15 protein-coding genes and 1 tRNA gene are annotated in these 21901 nt (G+C 63.3%); 3 read left to right on the forward strand and 13 right to left on the reverse strand.

Annotated elements, in window-relative coordinates:
• Window positions 1-194 precede the first annotated feature (194 nt).
• The 4 genes from HDE76_RS06260 to HDE76_RS06275 form a co-directional block, all read right to left on the reverse strand.
• Entirely contained in the window at window positions 195-479 is a 285-nt protein-coding gene (locus HDE76_RS06260) for a hypothetical protein (RefSeq protein WP_184506089.1), read from the reverse strand.
• Window positions 476-5206, reverse strand: a complete 4731-nt coding sequence (locus HDE76_RS06265; RefSeq protein ID WP_343205666.1) for a DUF6531 domain-containing protein — start codon at window positions 5204-5206, stop codon at window positions 476-478. Before HDE76_RS06265 ends, HDE76_RS06260 begins: the two co-directional genes overlap by 4 nt.
• 375 nt (window positions 5207-5581) lie before the next feature.
• Window positions 5582-7750: a polyphosphate kinase 1 gene (gene ppk1 / locus HDE76_RS06270; protein ID WP_179480036.1), complete on the reverse strand. Its 2169-nt coding sequence runs from the start codon at window positions 7748-7750 to the stop codon at window positions 5582-5584.
• A gap of 186 nt (window positions 7751-7936) precedes the next feature.
• Window positions 7937-8776 (reverse strand): helix-turn-helix transcriptional regulator, encoded by an 840-nt coding sequence (locus HDE76_RS06275; protein ID WP_255457786.1) that lies wholly within the window; start codon window positions 8774-8776, stop codon window positions 7937-7939.
• 99 nt (window positions 8777-8875) lie between these two features.
• Here HDE76_RS06275 and HDE76_RS06280 point away from each other — a divergent pair, with 99 nt between their 5' ends.
• The gene (locus tag HDE76_RS06280; RefSeq protein ID WP_179480034.1) at window positions 8876-10135 is read left to right on the forward strand and encodes an MFS transporter; all 1260 of its coding nucleotides are present in this window, start codon (window positions 8876-8878) and stop codon (window positions 10133-10135) included.
• A gap of 54 nt (window positions 10136-10189) precedes the next feature.
• On the opposite strand, the gene HDE76_RS06285 is transcribed toward HDE76_RS06280, so the two are convergent.
• The 8 genes from HDE76_RS06285 to HDE76_RS06320 form a co-directional block, all read right to left on the reverse strand.
• The gene (locus HDE76_RS06285; RefSeq protein ID WP_179480032.1) at window positions 10190-12895 is read right to left on the reverse strand and encodes a pitrilysin family protein; all 2706 of its coding nucleotides are present in this window, start codon (window positions 12893-12895) and stop codon (window positions 10190-10192) included.
• Window positions 12896-13149: 254 nt separating this feature from the next.
• A complete protein-coding gene (gene murB / locus HDE76_RS06290; RefSeq protein WP_179480362.1) occupies window positions 13150-14184 on the reverse strand; it encodes a UDP-N-acetylmuramate dehydrogenase in 1035 nt (344 codons plus the stop codon).
• Window positions 14185-14236: 52 nt separating this feature from the next.
• The gene (locus HDE76_RS06295) at window positions 14237-15274 is read right to left on the reverse strand and encodes a quinone-dependent dihydroorotate dehydrogenase (RefSeq protein ID WP_179480030.1); all 1038 of its coding nucleotides are present in this window, start codon (window positions 15272-15274) and stop codon (window positions 14237-14239) included.
• 2 nt (window positions 15275-15276) lie between these two features.
• Window positions 15277-16044, reverse strand: coding sequence for a class I SAM-dependent methyltransferase (locus HDE76_RS06300; RefSeq protein ID WP_184506093.1), 768 nt, complete (start codon window positions 16042-16044; stop codon window positions 15277-15279).
• A gap of 41 nt (window positions 16045-16085) precedes the next feature.
• Window positions 16086-16856, reverse strand: a complete 771-nt coding sequence (locus HDE76_RS06305) for an SDR family oxidoreductase (RefSeq protein WP_343205667.1) — start codon at window positions 16854-16856, stop codon at window positions 16086-16088.
• A gap of 22 nt (window positions 16857-16878) precedes the next feature.
• A complete protein-coding gene (locus tag HDE76_RS06310; RefSeq protein WP_179480026.1) occupies window positions 16879-17169 on the reverse strand; it encodes a DUF4190 domain-containing protein in 291 nt (96 codons plus the stop codon).
• 176 nt (window positions 17170-17345) lie between these two features.
• Complete coding sequence (locus HDE76_RS06315; protein WP_179480025.1) at window positions 17346-17645, reverse strand: DUF4190 domain-containing protein; 300 nt, start codon at window positions 17643-17645, stop codon at window positions 17346-17348.
• 98 nt (window positions 17646-17743) lie between these two features.
• Entirely contained in the window at window positions 17744-19279 is a 1536-nt protein-coding gene (locus HDE76_RS06320; protein WP_179480023.1) for an aldehyde dehydrogenase family protein, read from the reverse strand.
• Between the two features lie 179 nt (window positions 19280-19458).
• Here HDE76_RS06320 and HDE76_RS06325 point away from each other — a divergent pair.
• Window positions 19459-19535: transfer RNA gene (locus HDE76_RS06325), tRNA-Arg, on the forward strand.
• A 75-nt stretch (window positions 19536-19610) separates the two neighbouring features.
• Here HDE76_RS06325 and HDE76_RS06330 read toward each other — a convergent pair.
• Complete coding sequence (locus tag HDE76_RS06330) at window positions 19611-21170, reverse strand: YdiU family protein (protein ID WP_184506095.1); 1560 nt, start codon at window positions 21168-21170, stop codon at window positions 19611-19613.
• A gap of 114 nt (window positions 21171-21284) precedes the next feature.
• Here HDE76_RS06330 and HDE76_RS06335 point away from each other — a divergent pair, with 114 nt between their 5' ends.
• The gene (locus HDE76_RS06335; RefSeq protein WP_179480019.1) at window positions 21285-21875 is read left to right on the forward strand and encodes a DUF1415 domain-containing protein; all 591 of its coding nucleotides are present in this window, start codon (window positions 21285-21287) and stop codon (window positions 21873-21875) included.
• The last annotated feature ends 26 nt before the right edge of the window (window positions 21876-21901 follow it).

Below are 21901 nucleotides of genomic sequence, written 5' to 3' on the forward strand. Positions count from 1 at the left end.
AGGACGCTTCATCAATAGCTGTGATGTTTGCCGAAAAGACTTCCATCATCCGTCGCATTGAAGGCTAAAGGCTGGCTCTGCAATTGATTGCAGCGGCAATAGCTGGTGACTAGATGCCAAAGAACCTTCGGCCGGCGCTTGGCCGGCGCGTAGCGAACCTTTAACGTCTACGGTCGCCTCAAACCACTTTTAGATTAGGCAACTTGAATTTCAAATCCTCTGAACCTGAAGGCCTCACGAATGTTTTCAATGACTTGTTTCAGGTCCGCAGCATCCACTGATGACGAAGCGTTGATTGAAGATTCGACCTTCACCGACCTAGAGTAAACAATCACTCCATCGGAACCTGCCAGCATCTCGGAATCGATAAAAAGTACGCGATTCGCGTCAGAGTAACGAAGTCCAGCCGGACCAAGCACCTCCACGGAATAGCCTTCATCAGATTGGATAACGTTGGTTCGAGGAATAGAAAATGTCACCAGCCGACTCCGTGATAGACGATTCCTGTAACGTTGGGATTTGCCATCAGTGCAGGATATTCAGTGGTAGCCCAAACACTTTGGGTGGATATGTAACTACCTTGGAAAACGTTAATTTCACCAGACGCTGATTTTGCGAAGTTCTGCGATGCATTCACCCACATCGGCCGAGCTTGAGTCAACCAATCCAGCCCGGTGGTGGCTGCCTCCGTAGCTTGCCCCTCAGCTGTCATCTCAAGAGTATTGCCTCCATTTGCCGCAGCCCACTGTTCTGCAGCATCTTGTGCTGCTTTTCCTCCTGACCAGAATACTCTGGCTGGCGCGACACTCTTCGATGCCACAGCTGATAAACACCTAGCACTAGCTTGAATCGATTGCGACCGTCCAAGCGTAGCAACGTAAAGCGCCTGTTCCCCAAGCATATCGGCGGCGTATAGCGCTGACATGCCGTAGCTGCCGTGCTGCCACGATGTCACTGCCGCATCCCATGCGCCTTGTCCCGGCACCAGCGCCAGCAGGTAGGGTGAGCTCTGCTGGTCCAATCCCAGGGAATCGACGTAACCGAGCGGATTGTTGCCCACCACCGCATACGTGCTCATGCCAGCGACCAGTCCTTTTGGATCACTCTGCAAGAAGCGCCAGCTGGCCTGCTCGCGAGTGCGATAGCCGTTGCTATTCAATCCCGACTCGGCATCGTAGTACTCGCCGGCGGATCGAAGATTGAGCACGTACCCGTTCGTTGAGGTGGGCGACAGCTCCTCGAACGCATTCCCTACATAGGGCAAAGACCAGATCGTCGTGCCACTGCCGTTACTCACCGCACGCGGCGTGCCCATGTGATCGGCGATGACGTAGCTGACCGTACTCGTTGCTCCCGCCGTATCCACCGTGGCGACTGGGATGTTCCCCAGCCAGATCGTGTCGCGGCTGTTGGCGCTGATGTACTCGCCGATCAAGTTGCCCTGCTCGTCGTAGGCGTAGCGCTGGGTGATCGCGACGGGCGACGTGGCGACTTTCTGGATGCGCTGGCCCATGGCGTTGTAGGTGTAGGTACCCACGGTCGAGCCGTTGGCCTGCACCACGGTGAGGCGGTTGCGGCCGTTGTAGCCGTAGCCCCAGGTTTGGCCGGCGCTGGCGCTGGCCGTGGTGTTGCCGTTGGCGTCGGATGTGCGGGCCGCCGTGCCGATGCCACTGAGCTGGTGGGTGCCGCTGGTGTACGTGTAACTGCCGACGGCAAGACCGCTGCCGGTCTTGCTCAGACGATCGCCGGTCGGGTTGTAGGTCAAGCCTTCGACGGCGGTCGTGCCATCGGCGATGGCGGTGAGTCGGTACAGCGGATCGTAGCTGTAGGTTTCGGTCGCAGGGTTGGCGCCCGCAGCAGCACCTTCGGCAGTGATATCGCCCATCGCATCGCGCGCGAAGTGCAGGTTCAGCGCCGGACTGGTGAGGTCGGTCAACGCGTCGTTCGCGTCGTAGGCGCGGGTAATCACCTGGCCATTGCCCAGCGTGTAGCTGCTGACCGGCCCGAACGGGCGATAGGCGATGGCGTTGACGGCCGTGACCGCCGCGCCCATCGGCGGCGATACCGCGATGCTGGTCACGCGGCCATCCGCATCGCGACTGTACGTGGTCGCCGTGCTGTCGGGATTAACCGTCGTCTGCAGACGATCCGCCAGGGTGTAGCTGTAGCTGGTGGTGTCCAGCGTGGTACCCAGCTGCTGGCGCTTTTGAATGACGTTGCCGCGGATGTCGTAGCAGTAGGTGGTGGTGACGGCGTTCTCGATCACACGCGTGAGGCGGCCCACCGGGCTCGACACCGTACAGCCGGTGACGCTGTTGGCCTCGTCGTAATGGTAGGCGACGTTGAGCGTGGTGTCGGTATAGCCGGTACTGGTCGGACGATCGAGCGCATCGTAGGTCGAGGTGCTGACCACGCCTTTGGCGTCGGTATGGGTCAGACGATTGCCGGCCGCATCGAAGGTATCGGTGCTGGTGCCGGTGTCCGGGCTTTGCAGCGTCTTGCCGTTGCCCAGGCCGTCGTAGGTGTAAGTCGTCGTGAGGCTGCTCGGATCGGTGACGCCGGTGAGTCGATCCAGCGCATCGTAGGTCATGCTGCTGGTGGTGTTTTTGGTCGCCGTATCGGTGCCGTTGTAGTTATCGATGGTGCTGATCAATCGGTTCAACGCGTCGTAGCCGCGCTTGCGTTGATAGCCCAGCGCATCGGCGGACTGCACCAGATTGCCGTTGGCGTCGTAGTTGCCGCTGGTGCCGGCATTGAACACGGTCTGGTTCAGGCCATCGGTGATCGCGGTGAGCTGGCCCAGGGTGTTGAACTTGCGGCTGAGCGTGCGCGTGGCGACGCCGGCGGCGGTGAAGGTCTGTTCCTTGGTGCGGTTGCCCGACGCATCCAGCGTGTACTGGATGGTGTTGCCCAAGGCATCGGTGATGCTGGTGAGGCGATGGGCCGCGTCGTAGCCGTAGGTCGTGATCACGCCATCGGCGTCGGTGACCGACGAGACGGCGCCGTAAGCCGTGTAGGCGATCGTCGTCGTGGCGTCCGCCGACGAGGCGGCGCCGCTGGCCAGTGCGCGCACAGTTTTCGTCTGCAGCCAGCCACGGGGGGTATAGGTCACATCGGTGATCACCCCGTTGGGATCGATCGTGCGGGTGACACGGCCAGCGCCGTCGTAGCTGGCGTACGTCGTCACGTGACCCAGCGCATTGGTGATCGACTGCAGGTCGCCGTGTTTCGACGTGGCGCTGTCGGTCAGGTAATAGGCGTAGGTGGTGACGTCGGTCAGATCCGTGCGCGGGCCGGTGGTGGTCAACAGCAGGCCGACAATCGGACACTGCACCGTGTCGACGGCGGTGCAATAGGTGGCCGTCGAACGGCGTACGCCGCTGGGCGGCGTGCCGGTGGTGGCGCAGGTGTAGGACGAGGCAGCGGCGATCATCGGGTCCATCTGACACTGCGCCGTGGGCTGGCCGGCCGCGTTGTAGACCCACGCCATCTGCGCCACGGTGTTGCCGTTGTTGTCGACCACAGTGCGGGTCAGTGGCACGCGCAGCGGGATATTCCAGGTGGTCGTCGTGGTGCGCTGGCTGGTCGTACCGGACGCATCGATCTGTTGATCGAGTAGGCCGTTGGCGTCGTAGGTGGTTTTGGTGAGGACGTTGTTGAAGTCGGTATAGGACGCCGGATAACCGTTGGCGTCGTAAGTCCGCGCCTTCCATAACTGATTGCATTGCGTACCGCATGGCGATGAACTGCCATTGCCTTTCAAGGCGCCAAAGCCATCGTCCTGCTTGCTTATGGTAGTTGACGTCCCTAAAGGTGTGGTCAACGTGGCTGAGTTGACCACAAGATTGCCGGCACCGTTGTAACCGTAGTTGTAACTGAAGGCAGTGTTATCGACGCCTCCGGCGAAGCTAGAAGAGATAGCGTGACCTTGATTGTCATAGCCGGTGCTTTCGTAACGAATTCCCGCTTCATCGATAACGCCAGTCAACAACCTCGGCTGGCTATAATTTCCGTTCAGCGATGATTCGTTGTAGACATACTGACGAGTCTTGCCATCCGGATATTGCACGGACACAAGGCGATTATTGGTGTCGTAGCCATATGTCAGTACGCCGCCGTCAGGCAAGGTGACGGTGCTGGCGCGCGCACTACTATCGTAAGTAAAGGCGATGGTACGACCGTTCGGGTCCGTAACGGTCAGCAACAAGTTAGCGCTCGGTGCTACCTTGGCGGGAGTCGAGGCGTTGCTGTAGGTCAGCGTAATGCCTTGCCCGGTTTCATCGGTGACGCTTTGTAGCAGGCCAGCCGCACTGTAGGTTTCGGTCTGGCGCAGTGCCGCGATGAAAACGGAGTAGCTGAGGGGATTACCGCTCGCATCGTTCTGTTGGGTGAGCGTGTCCGGCGTATCGGCGTCGGCCACCCAAAGGCCATTGCTCTGTTTGAACTGCTCGCCGCTGCCGTCGGGTCGGTCGAGAACCAGCGTATTGATGCCGCCGCTACCAGCGCTGGACTGAAGTACTTCCAACGAGCGATCGAACGAGTGGCGCCACTGCATGCCCAATTCCGCCGATGGCACGTAAGTTGCGCTGTTATAAAAGCGCCGAAAGGTCAGCCATGGGGAAATTTGAAAGTCCGTGTCCTGTCGGAATTCATTGCCGTTGGCGGCATTGATCGGGTCGCCTTCCAGGGTTGTGCCGACATTTACGCCAGCGCTCTTTTTTGCGCCATCTCCGACGCCTCCATGCGGGTTGGCATCGCCTCCAGAAGTACCAATGCTGCCAGTGCAGATGTTGCATCCGCCCATATTTTTGCGCGGGCTGTCAGAGTTATCGGTTGCATGTATAGCAACTCCATTCGGCGCGGCGCCGCCAACGGAGAGTCCTACTTCTGCCACCAGGCCCTTTGTTCCAGATGCGGTGGGATCGAGATACTGGATGACGACAGTGCAAGTGACGTGGACACAATCCGTGCCAAACGGGGGATTTTGTCCAATATCCGCATATAAAGGCCCCGCCGCCGCATTGACGGCCGCCTGTATAGTCGGATAAGGGGTATTGTTTCCTGAATATGAAGCATAGGGCGGCCCCCAGTAGTCATTGGCATAACCTGGCAAAGTCCATCCGATCTGCAGGACCAGAGCAAGCCATAAAAGCAGTGCTCGGCGTGCGCCGATATTTTTCCAGATATGGATGTTCATCCCTGACATGTGGCTCCCTGATCGCCGTTGCGGCGGTTGGCTATTGGCTCACTGATTCCGCGAGCGCCCCTTTCGAAAAATTTATAGCAGCGTTGCAAGACGGCTGTCTGCAAGGAAGCTATCGAACCACTCGTCGTGCTTTATAGCAAACGCTCAACGTAAGGATGTTGCGCGTCGTCGCGTAAGATTATGCCGACACATCCGGTGCTGCATGGGCCATTCCAACTTGCAAGCGAATCTTTTCGCGCGTTTGCATCTACGCATGCAAACGCGTTAGTTCAAATGCCTGCTGCAAAAATGTTTAGCTCGGTGCAGAGCATCTGCGATCTTTTCATCGTCAAATGATGATGAAAGCCACGCCATAAACGTCCAGCACCGCATGCGTCAATGGACAACAGGCGCACCCACGTTGCAGAGTTTTTCCAGCAGCTGAACCTGCACATTGCGCGGCGTATCGCCCTCGGCTAACGGCGCCCGAACGTACTGCCCGTCGGGCTGCAACAGCATCGCGCTGGTGTTGTCGGCGAGGTAGAGATCGAGCGCGCTGCGTACGCGCTGCTGGAGTTTTTTGCCCTGGATCGGGAACGCGGTTTCGACGCGGCGATCGAGGTTGCGCTCCATCAGGTCGGCGCTGGCCAGATAGAGCAGCGGTTCGCCGTCGTTGGCGAACCAGTAGACGCGGCTGTGCTCGAGAAAGCGGCCGATGACCGATCGCACGCGGATATTCTGCGACACGCCTTCCACGCCCGGTCGCAGGCAGCAGACGCCGCGCACGATCAGGTCGATCTGCACGCCGGCGATGCTGGCCTTGTAGAAAGCGCGTATCAGTTTGGGCTCGGTCAGCGCGTTGACCTTGATGATGATGTGTGCAGGCTTGCCGGCCTCGGCGTTCGCGGTTTCACGCGCGATCAGTTCGAGCAGGGTCTTTTTCAGCGTGAACGGCGCATGCAGCAGCTTTTTCATGCGCAGCACCTTGCCCATGCCGGTGAGCTGACTGAAGAGTTTGTGCACGTCGTCGCACAGCACCTGGTCGGAGGTGAGCAGGCTGTAGTCGGTGTACAGCCGCGCGTTGCCGGTGTGGTAATTGCCGGTGCCCAGATGCGCGTAGCGCACCAGCTCGCTGCCTTCGCGGCGCTGGATCAGCATCAGCTTGGCATGTGTCTTTACGCCGACGACGCCGTAGATCACCATCGCGCCCGCCTGCTGCAGACGCGAAGCCAGCGAGAGATTCGATTCCTCGTCGAAGCGCGCGCGCAACTCGACCACGGCGGTGACTTCCTTGCCGGCGCGCGCGGCGTCGACCAGGGCGTCGACGATTTCGGATTTGGCCCCGGTGCGATACAGCGTCTGCTTGATCGCCAGCACCTGCGGATCCTTGGCCGCCTGCCGCAGCAGGTCGACCACCGGCGCAAACGATTCGTACGGATGCAGCAGCAGCACGTCCTGCTTGCCGATTACCTGAAACAGATCTTCGGCGTGCTTGAGTGTCTTGGGCAGCGTCGGCGTAAATGCCGGGTACTGCAGTTCGGGGTAGCCGGCCTCGCTGGCGATGCGGAACAGCCGCGCCAGGTTGACCGGGCCGTTGACTTCATACAGCTCCGACTCGGCCAGGCCATACTGCTTGAGCAGGTAGTCGATCAGCTCCTTCGGGCAGTTGTCGGCCACTTCCAGCCGCACCGCGTCGCCGAAGCGGCGTGAGTACAACTCGCCACGCAAGGCCAGCGCGAGATCTTCGATGTCTTCGGAATCGAGGCTGAGGTCGGCGTTGCGGGTCAGGCGGAACTGGTAGCAGCCCAGCACCTTCATGCCGGGGAACAGCTCATCGACGTGGGCGTGGATGATCGACGACAGCAGCACATATTTGTCGCCGCCCTCGCAGATCGCCTCGGGCACGCGGATCAGGCGCGGCAGCACACGCGGCGCCGGCACGATGGCCAGGCCGGAGTCTCGGCCGAACGCATCGATGCCCTCCAGCCGCACGATGAAGTTGAGGCTCTTGTTGACCAGCAGCGGAAACGGATGGGTGGGATCGAGCCCGATCGGCGTGATCAGCGGCGCGACCTCATCGCGGAAATAGCGGCGCACCCACAGCTTCTGCTTGTGCGACCACTGCAGTCGCCGAACGATGCGGATGCCCTTGTCGACCAGCGCCGGCAGAATGCGTTCGTTGAGGATGCCGTACTGCCGCTCGATCTGCTGATGGGCGATTTTGCTGATCTCGGCCAGCGCCTGGCGCGGCGCGATGCCGTCCGGGCCGATCATCTCGTGATCCAGCGCAATCTGACCCTTCAGCCCGGCCACGCGGATCTCGAAAAACTCGTCCATGTTGCTGGAGAAGATCAGCAGAAACTTCAGCCGTTCGAGCAGCGGCGTGCGCTCGTCCAGCGCCTGGTCGAGCACGCGGATATTGAACTGCAGCTGGGACAGCTCGCGGTGGATGTAGAGCCGCTTGTCGGCCAGATCGACCGGCGTCGGTACGGACGGCTCGGCATCGTTGGCCGCCGGCACGGAGGCATCGGTCGGCAAGGCCTCGCGGATAATGCGGGTGTTCATCGGTACAGTCCAATAGTCCGTCGGGCAGGTCGTGTGTCCGGCCCGTGGGTGCAGCTGGGGGGATGGTAACCCGCGGTCGCGTGCAAGTGCGGTATACCGCAGCGGGTGATGGCTTCACCAGCTTGCCGCAGGACTTTGACAAACCGATGAACCCGCGGCGTGCTAGCCGACGAGCGAATCCCCGGTTCAGCTGCCCGCGCCGCTGCGAGCGGCGCGTTCGTGGGATGCCAGATAGCGGCTTGGGGCGGCGCCCAGCACGCGATGGAACGCCGCGGTGAACGCGCTGGCGCTACCGTAGCCCAGATCCATGGCTACCTGCGTGATCGATTCGCCGCGATCGAGCCGGGTCAGCGCGGCCAGCAGGCAGGCCTGCTGGCGCCAGGCGGCGAAGCTCATGCCGGTCTGTGCGCGGAACGCCCGGGTGAAACTGCGTCGACTCATACCGGCGCGTGCCGCTATCTGGTCGATGCCGATCTCCAGCGAAGGCGCGTCGATCAGCGCGCGGCACAGCGCCGCCAGCCGGCGCTCGCGCGGCAGCGGCGTGCTCAGCGGCAGCTCCGGCATGTTGCCGATCTCGTCCAGCAGCAAGGCCATCAGCCGCCCATCGCGCCCATCCAGGGCGTATTCGGCGGGCAGGTCGACCGCCTCCAGCAGCAGCGCGTGCAGCAACGGCGATACCTCGATAACCCGGCATGTCGTGGACAAGCCCGCCGCAGCGGCCGCCGCATGGTGCACGTAAACGCTCATGATCGACACCGAACCGCGCAGCTGCACCTCGTGCACGACGCCGGGGGGAATCCACAGCGCGCGCCGCGGCGGCATCACCCAACTGCCCGCCGCCGTGTGCACGGTGACCACGCCGGCGACGGCATGCAGCAACTGGCCGCGCCGGTGCGCGTGCGGCGGCAGCAAGGCCTGTGTAGGATAGTCGTTGGCGGTAGCGAGCACGTCGCGCGGCGTGTCTTCGTAGGCGTCGATACGGGTATTGCGCATGGTCTGGCCCGGATTCGATGATTGTTGGCCCATGCATGAATGCGGGCCGCCACGCGGCACTCTATGGTGACGCAGTCGCCGGCGCAACGACCGGCGCCGCCGGCTCTCCGGCTCCCATTGATCGAGTTGACCATGCAGACACGCGTTGATCCTTTCCCCCTGTCGCCCTTGCCCGTGACGGCGGCACCGACCGCGGCGGCAACCCGCGACCGTACCGATTTCGGCATTCTTGGCGCGATCAGTTTTTCGCACTTGCTCAACGACATGATCCAGTCGTTGATCCTGGCCATCTATCCGATTCTCAAGCACGATTTCGCGCTCGATTTCGGCCAGATCGGGCTGATCACCCTCACCTACCAGATCACCGCGTCGCTGCTGCAGCCCTTGGTAGGCCTGTTCACCGACCGCCGCCCGATGCCGTATTCATTGCCGCTGGGCATGGGGTTTACCCTGTGCGGCTTGATCTTGCTGGCCCTGGCACCGCATTTTTCCGTGCTGCTGCTGGCCGCCGCGCTGGTCGGTACGGGCTCGTCGGTGTTCCACCCGGAATCCTCGCGGGTAGCGCGGATGGCCTCGGGCGGACGTCACGGCCTGGCCCAGTCGCTGTTTCAGGTCGGCGGCAATACGGGCGCATCGCTGGGGCCGCTGCTAGCGGCCTGGATCATCGTGCCGCACGGGCGCGGCAGCGTGGCGTGGTTTTCGCTGGCGGCCTTGCTGGCGATCGTAGTGCTGCTGCAGGTCAGCCGCTGGTATCGGCAGCAGCATCTGCAGCAGGTCGGGCGGCGGGCGCCGGCAACGACGCACTCGCTCCCTCTGCGCAAGGTAACGCTGGCGATGGGCATCCTCGGCCTGCTGATCTTCTCGAAGTATTTCTATCTGGCCAGCCTCAGCAGCTATTACACGTTTTATCTGATCCACCGGTTCGGCGCGTCGGTGCAGAGCGCTCAGGTCCATCTGTTCGTGTTTCTGTTCGCGGTCGCGGCCGGGTCGCTGATCGGCGGCCCGGTCGGCGATCGCATCGGACGCAAGTGGGTGATCTGGGCCTCGATCCTCGGCGTGGCGCCATTCACCCTGCTGCTGCCCCACGTCGACCTGTTCTGGACCGGCGTGCTGACCGTGATCATCGGACTGATCCTGTCCTCGGCGTTCTCGGCCATTCTGGTCTACGCGCAGGAGCTTATTCCCGGTCGCGTCGGCATGGTTTCCGGGCTGTTTTTCGGCTTCGCCTTCGGCATGGGCGGCATCGGTGCGGCGGTACTGGGCCACGTCGCGGACAGCCACGGCATCGAGTACGTCTACCAGATATGCGCATACCTGCCGCTGATGGGCCTGATTACCGTATTTCTGCCGAACCTGGACAGTCCACGGCACGACCAGCCGCGCGCCGCCTGAGATGCGCGCCGGCCCACGGCGAAAGCCGGGGCCGGCGCGCGGCGCGCGGCGACGTCAATGCGCCGCTGGCAGCGGCCCCTGCACGACCTGGACCAGGTGCGCCGGCTGCAGGTATTTCTTGAAGGCTTCCTGCACCTGCGGCGCGGTGAGGGTGAGGTAATACTTGGCGGCGACCATCGGCTCGTCCAGCGGCTGGCCCTTGTAGCCCCAGGCGACCAGCGAATGCGCGATGTCGTTGACGCTGGAGACACCCAGTGGAATCGAGCGGATTTCGAACTGGCGCGCGTTGGTCAGCTCGTCGGGCTTCACCGGCGTGTTCTGCATGTCGGCCAGGTTCTGCCGGATCAGCCCATCGACCGGACCGACCTTGCTCGGGTCGCTACCGTACTGCACGAAGAAGATCGAGCGCGAACGATCGAAGCGCATGCCCGAGCTGGCGCCGTAGGCGAAGCCGTGCTTCACGCGCACGTCGACCATCAGGCGCGAGGCGAAACCGTTGCCGCCGAGCACGTCGTTGCCGAGCTTCAGCGCGTAACGATTCGGGTCGGTCAGGTTCAGATCGAGCATCTGCCCCATCAGCACCTGGTCCTGCGAAGCAAACGCATTGTTGACCACGGTGTAAGCGGCCGGATGCAGCGGTACCGGCTTCGGGATCACGTTGGGCTTGGGTCCGGTGGCTTTCCAGTCGCCGAAGTACTTCTCCACGGTGGCCTTGGCCTGCGCCGGCGTCACGTCGCCGACCACGACTAGGGTGGTGAGGTCCGGACGATAGGTCGCATCGAAGTAGCTTTTGACATCCGCCAGGGTCACCGCATTCACCGTGCTCGGCAGGGCCTCGCGCAGGCCCGAGTCGCCGGCCGGCAGCATGCCCTTGGTCAGCGCGTGGAACATCTTGTATTCGGGCGATTCGATTTCACCGGCCAGCGTGCGTGCCAGCGTGCTTTGCTGCACCTGGAACGCCTGCGCCGGCAGCGCCGGATGCAGCTCGTTGTCGGCCAGCAGCTGCATGCCCTTGTCGAATGCGCCGCTGGGCACGGCGAGAGTGAAGTCGCTGCCGCCGGACGCGGAGGCGGAGATATCGTCCAGCGCCTTGTGGAACGCGCTGCGGTCCAGGCTGGTGGTACCGTAATCGAACAGCGAGGCGAGCAGGCGACCGACGCCCTCCTGCCCCTTCGGCTCCTGCAGGCCGGCGTCGTGATCGACATGACCGACGACGGTCACCGTCTTGCTGATGCTTTCCGGCTGCACGATCAGACGCAGGCCGTTGGCCAGCTTCATATCGGTGGGTGCCAGCGTCCAGTGCGGCATCTGCAGCGTGCCCAGCGCCTTCTCGGCCCACGCCGGCAGCGGCGCGTCGAGCTTGTCGTCGCCGCCGAACGATTCGGTGCCGCCGAAGCCGCTGCTGTCAGGCGGACGCTTGCCGTCATTGCTGGGCGTGAGCACCACGGTGATGCGCTGGTGCGATTTCAGATACTCGCGCGCCACCCGGTTGACGTCGTCGACGGTGACGGCGGCAATCAGCTTTTCGGCGGCCTCAGGCGAATCCACGCCCTGCCAGGCCAGCGCCTGCGACCACGCGCTGGCGAGGGTCACGGCGCTGTTTTTGTTGAACTCGGCCTGGGCCAGTTCGGAGCGCTTGGCCGCATCGACCAGCTCGGGCGACATGCCGTCTTTCAACAGCTGTGCCACGACGGCCTCGAGATTGGCCTGGGTCTGCTTGGCGTCACCGCCTTTGGGGAAGCTGGCCTCGATGGCGCCGATGCCGCCGCGGGTGAACGGCTGCATCTGCGCATCGGCACTGAGCACCTTGCCCTGCGCCGCCAGCTCCGACAGGCTGCTGCGCGCATTGCCCAGCACGTCCATCAGCACCTGCGCCGCGGCGTAATCCTTGCTCTGCTGGCCCGGCATGCGATACAGAAACTGCACCGTGCCGGTGCCCTGCGGCGTGCTGCTGCTGATGGTCTGCGGCTTCAACGGCTTCAGCGCGATCGGCACGCGCGCCGGCGTGGCGCGCTGCGGAATCGGATCGAACAGCTGCTTGACCTTGGCCAGCGTGGCCTGCGGATCGACGTCGCCGACGATCACGAAGATCGCGTTGTTCGGCACGTACCAGTCGGTGTGGAACTGCTTGAGCACGGCCGACGTGGTTTTGTCGAACGTGGGCCGCGTGCCCAGCGGATCGGCCTCGTAGCCGGTGCCGGCGAACAGCGCTCCCTCGGCCTTCTCGAAGGCCAGGAAACCCGGATCGGAAATGTCGCGTGATACCTCCTGCTCGATCGCACCCTTCTCCAGGCCCCAGTCCTTGTCGCTGACCAGCAGGCCCTGCATGCGGGTGGCTTCGATATGCAGCAGGATGTCGAGATAGGCCGACGGCGCCACGAAGTAATACTGGGTCGCATCGTTGGTGGTGAAGGCGTTGTTGTCGCCGCCCATCTTGCCGGTCATCTCGTTCAACTGCGCGCCGGTCATGCCGGCGCTGTCGCGAAACATCATGTGTTCCAGCGCGTGCGCGGTGCCGGGGTAGCCCTTCGGCGTCTCGCAGCCGCCGGCCAGATAGGTGATCTGCGTGGTGACCATCGGCGCCAGCGTGTCGCGCACGATGACCACGCGCAGGCCGTTCGTCAGCGTGGCGCGGGTGACGTTGCCCGCTTCGCTGGCGACGGCCGGAATCGCCGCCTCGGCTGCATGCGCCGCGCCGCCCAGCAAACCGATACCCAGCAGCACGCTCCATGTCAGGGGTTTGAGCTTGTTCAACATCATGACCGTTGATTCCTTGTGGATTGCTGATGGGAGGTGTCGTGCGGGCGCGATATGCCGCGCCTTGTTCGACCATGAAACGACGACGGAATTCTGCTGGCGCCCCGGCCGACTGCCGCGTGCCAGAAGCCATGATCCCATGACGAGGCAGAACCGCAGCAGGTATGGCGGAGAGCGCCCGCGGCGAACGCTTCCATGGAACGCAGGCTCGATCGCAAGTTCCGGCGATGGCAGCCAATCGTCGTCAGCGATCGTCGTCAGCGCGGGCTCGCACCGATAATCAGCGGCTCGGGCTCGAGCTGCACGCCAAAGGTCTTCTGTACGCCGGCCATTACCTGCTGCGCCAGCGCCCACAGCTGCGCGCCGCTGGCCCTGCCGTGATTGACCAGCACCAGCGCATGGCGATTGGAGATGCCGGCGTCGCCCTCGCGCAGGCCCTTGAAGCCGGCCTGCTCGATCAGCCACGCGGCGGACAGCTTGCTGTGCGCGTCGCCGGCCGGCCAGGACACCAGACCGGGATGCGCGTTTGCCAACGATTCGGCCAGCGCGCGCTCGACGATCGGATTCTTGAAGAAGCTGCCGGCGTTGCCGATCACTTCCGGATCGGGCAATTTTTTCGTGCGCAGATGCACCACGGCCTCGGCCACGTGGAACGGCGCGGGCTTGTCCACGCCCATGCGTTTGAGCTCATCGTGGATACCGGCATAGTCGGTGCGCAGTTCGCGCTGGCGCGGCAGCACGAAGCGCACGGCGGTGACGATGTAGCGACCGGGCTCGCGCTTGAACAGCGAGTCGCGATAGGCGAAGGCACAGGTCGCATGATCCAGCGTCATCACACGATGCTCGCGGATGTCCCACGCCTCGACGCTCTCGACGAACTCGGCCACTTCGCAGCCGTAGGCGCCGATGTTCTGAATCGGCGCGGCGCCGACCGTGCCGGGAATCAGGATCAGGTTTTCCATGCCGGCGTAACCCTGACCCAGAGTCCAGCGCACGAAGTCGTCCCAGCGCTCGCCGGCGGCCACCGCGATGCGCGCGCTGTCGCCATCGCTTTCGACCTGCACGCCTCGCGTGGCCATGACCAGCACCGTGCCGTCGAAGTCGCCAGTAAACAGCACGTTGCTGCCCTCGCCCAGCACCAGCAGCGGGCGATCGCGAATGCCCGGAAACTGCAGCAGTTCGGGCAGCTTGGTGGCATCGCGAATTTCCGCCAGCAGGCTGGCCTTGGCCGCCACGCGCAGCGTGTTGCGGGTCGCCAGCGAGGCGTTTTCGATCAGCGTGTAGCCACCCATATCTATTCGCTCCGCTGGCATGTCCGTGCCTTGCGGCGTGGTGTTCATGCGCTCAGCCGGCATGCGTGTCTTCCCGCTGCCGGCGCATTTCGTTGACGCATTCGCCGATCAGCTGCGGCCCGCGATAGATCAGCCCGGAATAGATCTGCACCAGCGCCGCGCCGGCCTCGACTTTCTCCGCCGCGTTGCTGCCGTCGAGAATGCCGCCGACGCCGATCAGCGCAATACGCCCCTGCACGCGACGGCTCATACCGGCCAGCACGGCCGTGGCGCGATCGAACAGCGGCCTGCCGGAAAGCCCGCCCGTCTCGGTACTTTGCGGATCATCCGCCACCGAGGCGTGATCGATCGTGGTGTTGGTGCAGATGACGCCGTCGATGCCGGTATCGAGCAGCACCTCGGCGATCGCATCGAGCTCGGCCTCGGCCAGATCCGGCGCGATCTTCAGCAGCATCGGCTTGCGCTTTCCCTGCTGCGAGCCGAGTTGCTCCTGCGCCTCGCGCAGCGTGCCGATGAAGCGGCGCAGCGTGGCCTCTTCCTGCAGATCACGCAGACCCTGCGTGTTCGGCGAGGAGATATTCACGGTGATGTAGCTGGCGTATTCGTGCACGCGGCGCTGGCAGATCAGGTAATCGTCGACGGCCCGCTCGTTCGGCGTGTCCTTGTTCTTGCCGATATTGATGCCGAGCACGCCGCGATAGGCCGCCTTCTGCACGTTGCGCACCAGCGCCTCGACGCCGCCGTTGTTGAAGCCGAGACGATTGATGATCGCCTCGTGTCCGGCCAGTCGAAACATGCGCGGCTTGTCGTTGCCCGGCTGGGGCAGCGGGGTGACCGTGCCGACTTCGATAAAACCGAAGCCCAGCGCGGCCAGTGCATCGAGATGGTCGGCGTTCTTGTCCAGCCCAGCGGCCAGGCCGACCGGATTGGGGAAGGTGATGCCGAACGCCGTGGTCGGCAGATCCACCGGCGGCCTGGCCAGCCAGTGCGCGAAGCCGCTGCGCTGAGCCACGCCCAGCCCGTACAGCGTGAGGCCGTGCGCCACTTCAGGATCGAGCTTGAACAGCAGGGGGCGAAGAACGTCGTACATGGTCAGGCCAGATGACCCGCAAAGACGCGGGTGTCGTAATCGAAGCTTATCGTGCCGCGCTCGGCGCAGGCCTCGAACAGCTCGCGCAGCGCTTTCAGCATCGGCGCATGTTTGGGATGGCCTTCTTTGGGCGCATAGGAGGACGACATCAGCCGCCCGCGCAGCGCCTCGAAATCCAGCTTCTGGCTGTGCGGAAAACGCCCGCTGCCGACATACCCCGCGCCGAACCACGCGCGCATCCGCACGTCGTCGGCGTAGCGTTCGGCGACGCTGGTGTAATCGGTACCGTAGTTCTGCAGCAGCGCTTCGTAGCCTTCCAGAAACGGCGTACCGGTGAGCCGGCGCGAGTTCCACCAGATCGCCGCCAGGCCGCCGGGCTTGAGAATGCGTGCAAACTCGCGCCGCGTCGTTTCTTCATCGAACCAGTGAAAGGCCTGTGCCACGGTGACCAGATCGACGCTGGCATCGTCCAGGCCGATGGCGTCGGCGCGGCCATCGACCGCGCTGAAGTTGGCATCGCCACCCAGCCACGTTTCAGCCGCCGCGCGCATCGGCGCATTCGGCTCCACCGCGATCACCCGATAGCCGGCGTCGAGCAGCATCTTCGACGAAATGCCGGTGCCGGCGCCGACATCCGCCACCAGCCAATCAGTCGTGACACCGCACTCGCGCTGCAGCCATTCAAGCAGTGCCGCCGGATAGTCGGGGCGATAGCGCACGTAGTCGTCGACGCGATCGCTGAAGCGCGAGGTGGATTGCAGCGGCGTCATGTTATTCGGGCCTGCCTATGGTTGGATCTCTATCCAGATACTCAGCCATTGAGCATCTGTCCGCCGTCGACTACCAGGGTATGCCCGGTGATCCAGCCCGCGTACGGCGATGCCAGAAACAGCGCGGCGTGCGCCACCTCTTCGGGCTTGCCAAAGCGCCCGAATGGAATCTTCGCCAGCGTGGCGCGATAGACGTCGGGAGCGTCCTTGCTGCGCTGCTCCCACAGGCCGTCGGCAAATTCTATCGAACCCGGCGCGATGGCGTTGACGCGTATGCCGTCTTTCGCGAGGGCCAACGCCTGCGATCCGGCGTAGTGCGTCAGCGCCGCCTTGACCGCCGCATACGGCGCACCGCTGCCGCGCGGGCGCAGCGCGGCGATCGACGTGGTGTGCAGAATGCTCGCTCGCTTCGATGCCGTGAGAAACGGCAGCGCCGCGCGAGACGCACGAACGGCCGCCAGAAGATCGACATGGATGCCCGACATCCAGCTCTCTTCGTCATCGGCAAAACCGAAACCGGTGCCGTTGTTGATGAGCACGTCGACGCCACCCAAAGCCGTCGCCGCGTTGGCAATATAGCCGTCTATCTCATCGAGCCTGGCAAGATCGCACGATTGCGCATGCGTCACCCCGCCGAATGCCGCCATCGCTACACGGGTGTCTTCCAGCGCGAGTTCACCGCGTGCGCAGATCGAAACCGCGGCGCCCGATTGCGCAAACGCCAGCGCCATGCTGCGCCCGATACCGCGACTGCCGCCGGCGACGACGATGCGGTAGCTACGAAAATCAAAAGGCGTGTGGAAACGATTCACTGATACGTAGTGCCGCGGATATTCAATGATGCCGAAACATCAATTGCATGATCATGTGAGCAGCGACATAACACACGCAAAGTACAACCTGCACGCGGGCTAATAACATACCGATTTTGGCAAGGCTGGCTCCCGCGATTTCACCTGGCGCCGCCCTGCTGATTTCCCTCATTGCTAATCGTCCGCAAACAATGGCAACCAGCGCACCGGCCAAAGGTAGCGCTACCCAAGTCAATATTCCAAAGATCAGGCTGACGACGGCGTATGCGCTGGTGCTAGACAACGACGGCTGATCGATAGTTTGCGATGTCATCCGAAAATTTCCTTATTCTGGAGTATCTAGACATTAGCTGACGAACTTAGAACCAAGGCAGCTTGAATTGTCGCAGATCATAGTGCCATAGCTGAAAAGCAAAGTAACAAAAGCTTCTCTTGACGCATGAAATCCGGACAAGCAGCCGTGAAGGCAAATCGGTCGCTTCTGCCGAATCAGTGCCAGAACGTGCCGATGCTGAAAAACAGCACGCCAAACAGCACGACGAGGCAGATCACGACAAAAGTCAGGTGCAGATAGCCGAGCACCAGTCCGGCGACGGCCATGCCGTCGCCCTCCAGCACCGTATCCACCGGCGCACGACGTATTTCGCTGCGCGCCAGATGGCCGCAGACCACGGCCACAATCGCTCCGATGAAGGGCAGCAATAGCCAGGAGAGAATGCCGAAGACCAGGCTGACGATGGCCATGGTGCTGGTCGTGCGGGCGGATGGGTACGCCGGTTGATAGCTCATCGGTTCGCTCACGCGTGCAGGGTGGGAACAAAGCCTTCGCGATCGAAAGGCGGTGACGCATCATCCGCCTTTCGTCGGCGCCATAAAAGCTCGAACGATTACAGATCGAACTTGATGCCTTGCGCCAGCGGCAGCGAGTCGGAGTAGTTGATGGTATTGGTCTGTCGGCGCATATAGACCTTCCAGGCGTCCGAGCCGGATTCGCGGCCACCGCCGGTTTCCTTTTCGCCACCGAACGCACCGCCGATCTCCGCACCGGAGGTGCCGATGTTGACGTTGGCGATACCGCAATCCGAACCTGCCGCCGAAAGGAACTGCTCGGCCGCGCGCAGGTTGTTGGTGAATATCGACGAGGACAGGCCCTGCGGCACGTCGTTCTGCATGTCGATGGCCTCGTCCAGCGTGGTGAACGGCATCACGTAGAGAATCGGTGCGAAAGTTTCGGTCTGGACCACCTCGTCCGAATTTTTCAAGCCCGTGACGATCGTCGGCAGCACGAAGTTGCCCTTGCGCTCGGTCAGCGCCCTGCCGCCGGTCAGCACCTTGCCGCCAGCTGCCTTGGCCTTTTCCACAGCGGCCAGATAGCCCTGCACCGCCTCGGGGCTGTTGAGTGGGCCCATCAGCGTAGTGGCGAGCGTGGGATCGCCGATCTTGCCTTCGACCTGGCCGTAGGCCTTGACCAGGGTCTCGACCACGCTGTCATGGATCGAGTGATGCACGAACAGCCGGCGCGTGGTGGTGCAGCGCTGGCCGGCGGTGCCGACCGCGCCGAACACGATGCCGGGGATGGCCAGCTTCAGGTCGGCGGTTTCGTCCAGGATGATCGCGTTGTTGCCGCCCAGCTCCAGCAGCGAGCGGCCCATGCGGTGCGCCACGCGCTCGCCGACCATGCGGCCGACCTTGGTCGAGCCGGTGAAGCTGATCAGCGGGATGCGCTTGTCGTCGACAAACGCCTGCGACAGCTCGGTGCCGGCGTCGTTGAACAGGAAGAACAGGTCCGGGAATCCGCCGGCCTTCAGCGCCTCGTTGCAGATCTTGATCGTGGCGATCGCCGACAGCGGCGTCTTCGGCGACGGCTTCCAGATGCAGATATCGCCGGCGATGGTGGCCAGCATGGCGTTCCACGCCCAGACCGCGACCGGGAAATTGAACGCGCTGATGATGCCGACCAGGCCCAGCGGATGGTACTGGTCGTACATGCGGTGACCCGGGCGCTCCGAATGCATGGTGGCGCCATACATCATGCGGCTCTGGCCCACGGCGAAGTCGGCGATGTCGATCATCTCCTGCACTTCGCCATCGCCCTCGGGCTTGATCTTGCCCATCTCGAACGCAACCAGCGAACCGAGCGCATCCTTGTGCTTGCGCAGTGCTTCGCCGCACAGCCGCACCGCTTCGCCACGCTGTGGCGCCGGCGTGGTGCGCCAGACCTTGAACGCTGCCTGGGCACGCTCGACGATCGTCGCATAATCCGCGGCGCTGGACGCATGCACGCTGGCAATCACTTCACCGGTCGCCGGGTTGACCGGCTGCAGCGTGCCGGCGTCGGTGGTCTTCGACCACTCGCCCTGACCGAGATACGTGCCGGACTGCGCGTCGGAAAGGCCGAGCGCGGTGAGGATGGCGTGGGGCATGGGTAACTCCTGATACGGGCTTGGCACCTTGCGGCGCCGTGAATTGAAAGGACCTAGCCCGCCATTCTAGCAGGCGCCTTGTTTATCGGCCGGGAGACGGCCGCCAGAATGGGCGGACCAGGTAGGTGCGCGTGGCTCGGATCGCACCGTCGGAAGATCCATGCGAAAATCCCGCCGCTGCCCTCGTAGCTCAGTTGGATAGAGCGGTCCCCTCCTAAGGGACAGGTCGGACGTTCGAATCGTCTCGAGGGCACCACTCATTCAAGCAAAAAGCCGGCATTGCCTGCTTTTTGCGTTTTCGTAGCAGACAAAGCGTCGCTCGGGCGTGGGCTCAGGAGCTGCACGACAGCATCGAGCAACCGGCTTTCTGCCTTGCCCAGTCGGGACGCTTCTGTGCGTAATGCTCCCGCTCCGGCTGTTCGTCGTAAGGATGGCGCATGACATCCAGCAGTTCGTCGATGCCGCTATTGTCGCCTTGCTCGGCCCGATCGATCGCCTGCTGCGCGAGGTAATTGCGCAGCACGTAGCGCGGGTTGGCCGCGTTCATGCAGGCACGACGCTGCTCGGTCGACTGCGGGTCGTTGGCCAGCCGTGCGGTGTAGCGCGCCAGCCACGCGTTGAAGTCCGGCGTCACCTGCTGTTTTTTCGCCTCGTCATAGAACGCGTCGTCGAACGGCGCGAGGCTGGGAGCCGCAAGGTCGAGATCGGCCAGCGCGCGGAACCACAGTGTCATGTCGACTTCGGCCTGCTGCAGCAGCGACTGCAGCGACTGAATCAGCGTCACGTCGTCGTCGCGGCATTCGGCCAGACCCAGTTTGGCCGCGATGGTGGCGCGATCGGCCAGGCCGAACGCCGTGGCATAGCGATCGAGTCCGGCCTGCAGCGGATCGGTGCTGGCAAACAGCGGCGCCAGCGCACCGGCCAGCCGGCTCAGATTCCACCACGCCACGTTGGGCTGCTGGCCGAAGCGGTAACGGCGGCGCTGCGCGTCGGTGGTATTGGGCGTCCAGTCGGCATCGAAATTGTCGACCCAGCCATACGGGCCGTAGTCGATGGTGAGACCGAGAATCGACATGTTGTCGGTGTTCATCACCCCGTGCACAAAGCCCACCCGCATCCACTGCGCCACCATCTGCGCGGTGCGCTCGCATACGGTCGCAAACCATTCGGCATAGAGCGCTTCGCCCTCGCCTTCCAGCTCCGGAAAATCGCGCCAGATGGTGAAATCGACCAGCTGCTTGAGCAACGCGATATCGCCGCGCGAGGCCGGCAGTTCGAAGTTGCCGAAGCGGATGAACGACGGCGCCACGCGGCAGACGATGGCCCCGCGCTCGGGCGCGGGATTGCCGTCGTAGAACATGTCGCGCACCACATGCTCGCCGGTATCGACCAGACTCAGCGCGCGCGTGGTCGGCACGCCGAGATGATGCATGGCCTCGCTGCACAGAAACTCGCGCACCGACGAACGCAGCACCGCGCGGCCGTCCGCACCGCGCGAATACGGCGTCAGGCCGGCGCCCTTCAGCTGCAGTTCCCAGCGCTCGCCACGGGTATTGACGGTTTCGCCCAGCGAGATCGCCCGGCCGTCACCCAGCTGGCCGGCCCAGTTGCCGAACTGATGGCCGCCGTAGTTGGCGGCGTAGGGTTCCATGCCGGTCAACAAGGCGTTGCCGCCGAAAACCTGGGCGAATGGCGGATCGAGCACATCCTCTTCACTGAAACCGAGCGTCGCCGCCATCTCGCGCGAATACGCCAGCAGCCGCGGCGCGCTCACCGGCGACGGATCGATGCGCGAATACGCGGCGCCCTCCACCTGCCGACGGCGCGAGCCCAGCACCGCATCGCCGGGCAGCTCGCGGACGAACGCATTATCGAAGGTCGGTTGATGCATACGGCGCGCGCCTGAATGGTCGAACAAACGATATGGGGATGCGTCGGCCGATCGCCAATGATGTCGACCGGTGCAGCGGCTATAGTCGCGCTTTCTCTGTTACCGCCGCACGCTATGAACGACTCCGTCAGTCCTTTCATCACCGCCGATCTGCAGCCTGGCGACGAACCTTATATCGACGCCACGCGTCGCTGGGTCGAGCGTGCCGTGGTCGGCCTCAACCTGTGTCCGTTCGCACGCGCGCCGATGGTGCAGCAAAAGATCCGTTACGTGGTCAGCCACGCGCGCGACACCGACGCGCTGCTGGACGATCTGCTCGGCGAGCTGCAGAGCCTTCATGCGATCGACGCCAGCGAGTGCGAAACCACGCTGCTGATCCATCCGCACGTGCTGGGCGACTTTCTCGACTACAACGATTTTCTCGACAGCGCCGATGCCGCGGTGGAAACGCTGGGGCTGGAGGGCGAGCTGCAGGTCGCCAGTTTTCATCCGCATTATCAATTCGCCGACAGTGATCCGGACGATATCGAGAATTTCAGCAACCGCTCGCCCTACCCCACGCTGCACCTGCTGCGCGAAGCCAGCGTGGAGCGCGCGATGGAAGCGATGACCGATACCGACGCCATCTACCGGCGCAACATGGACACCTTGCAGCGCCTGGGGAACGAGGGCTGGCAGGCACTGTGGCGCGATAACAACAGCTGATGGCGGCGCGCTGAAACGCCTCGGTT

Source organism: Rhodanobacter sp. ANJX3, from assembly GCF_014200755.1.
GTDB lineage: Bacteria > Pseudomonadota > Gammaproteobacteria > Xanthomonadales > Rhodanobacteraceae > Rhodanobacter.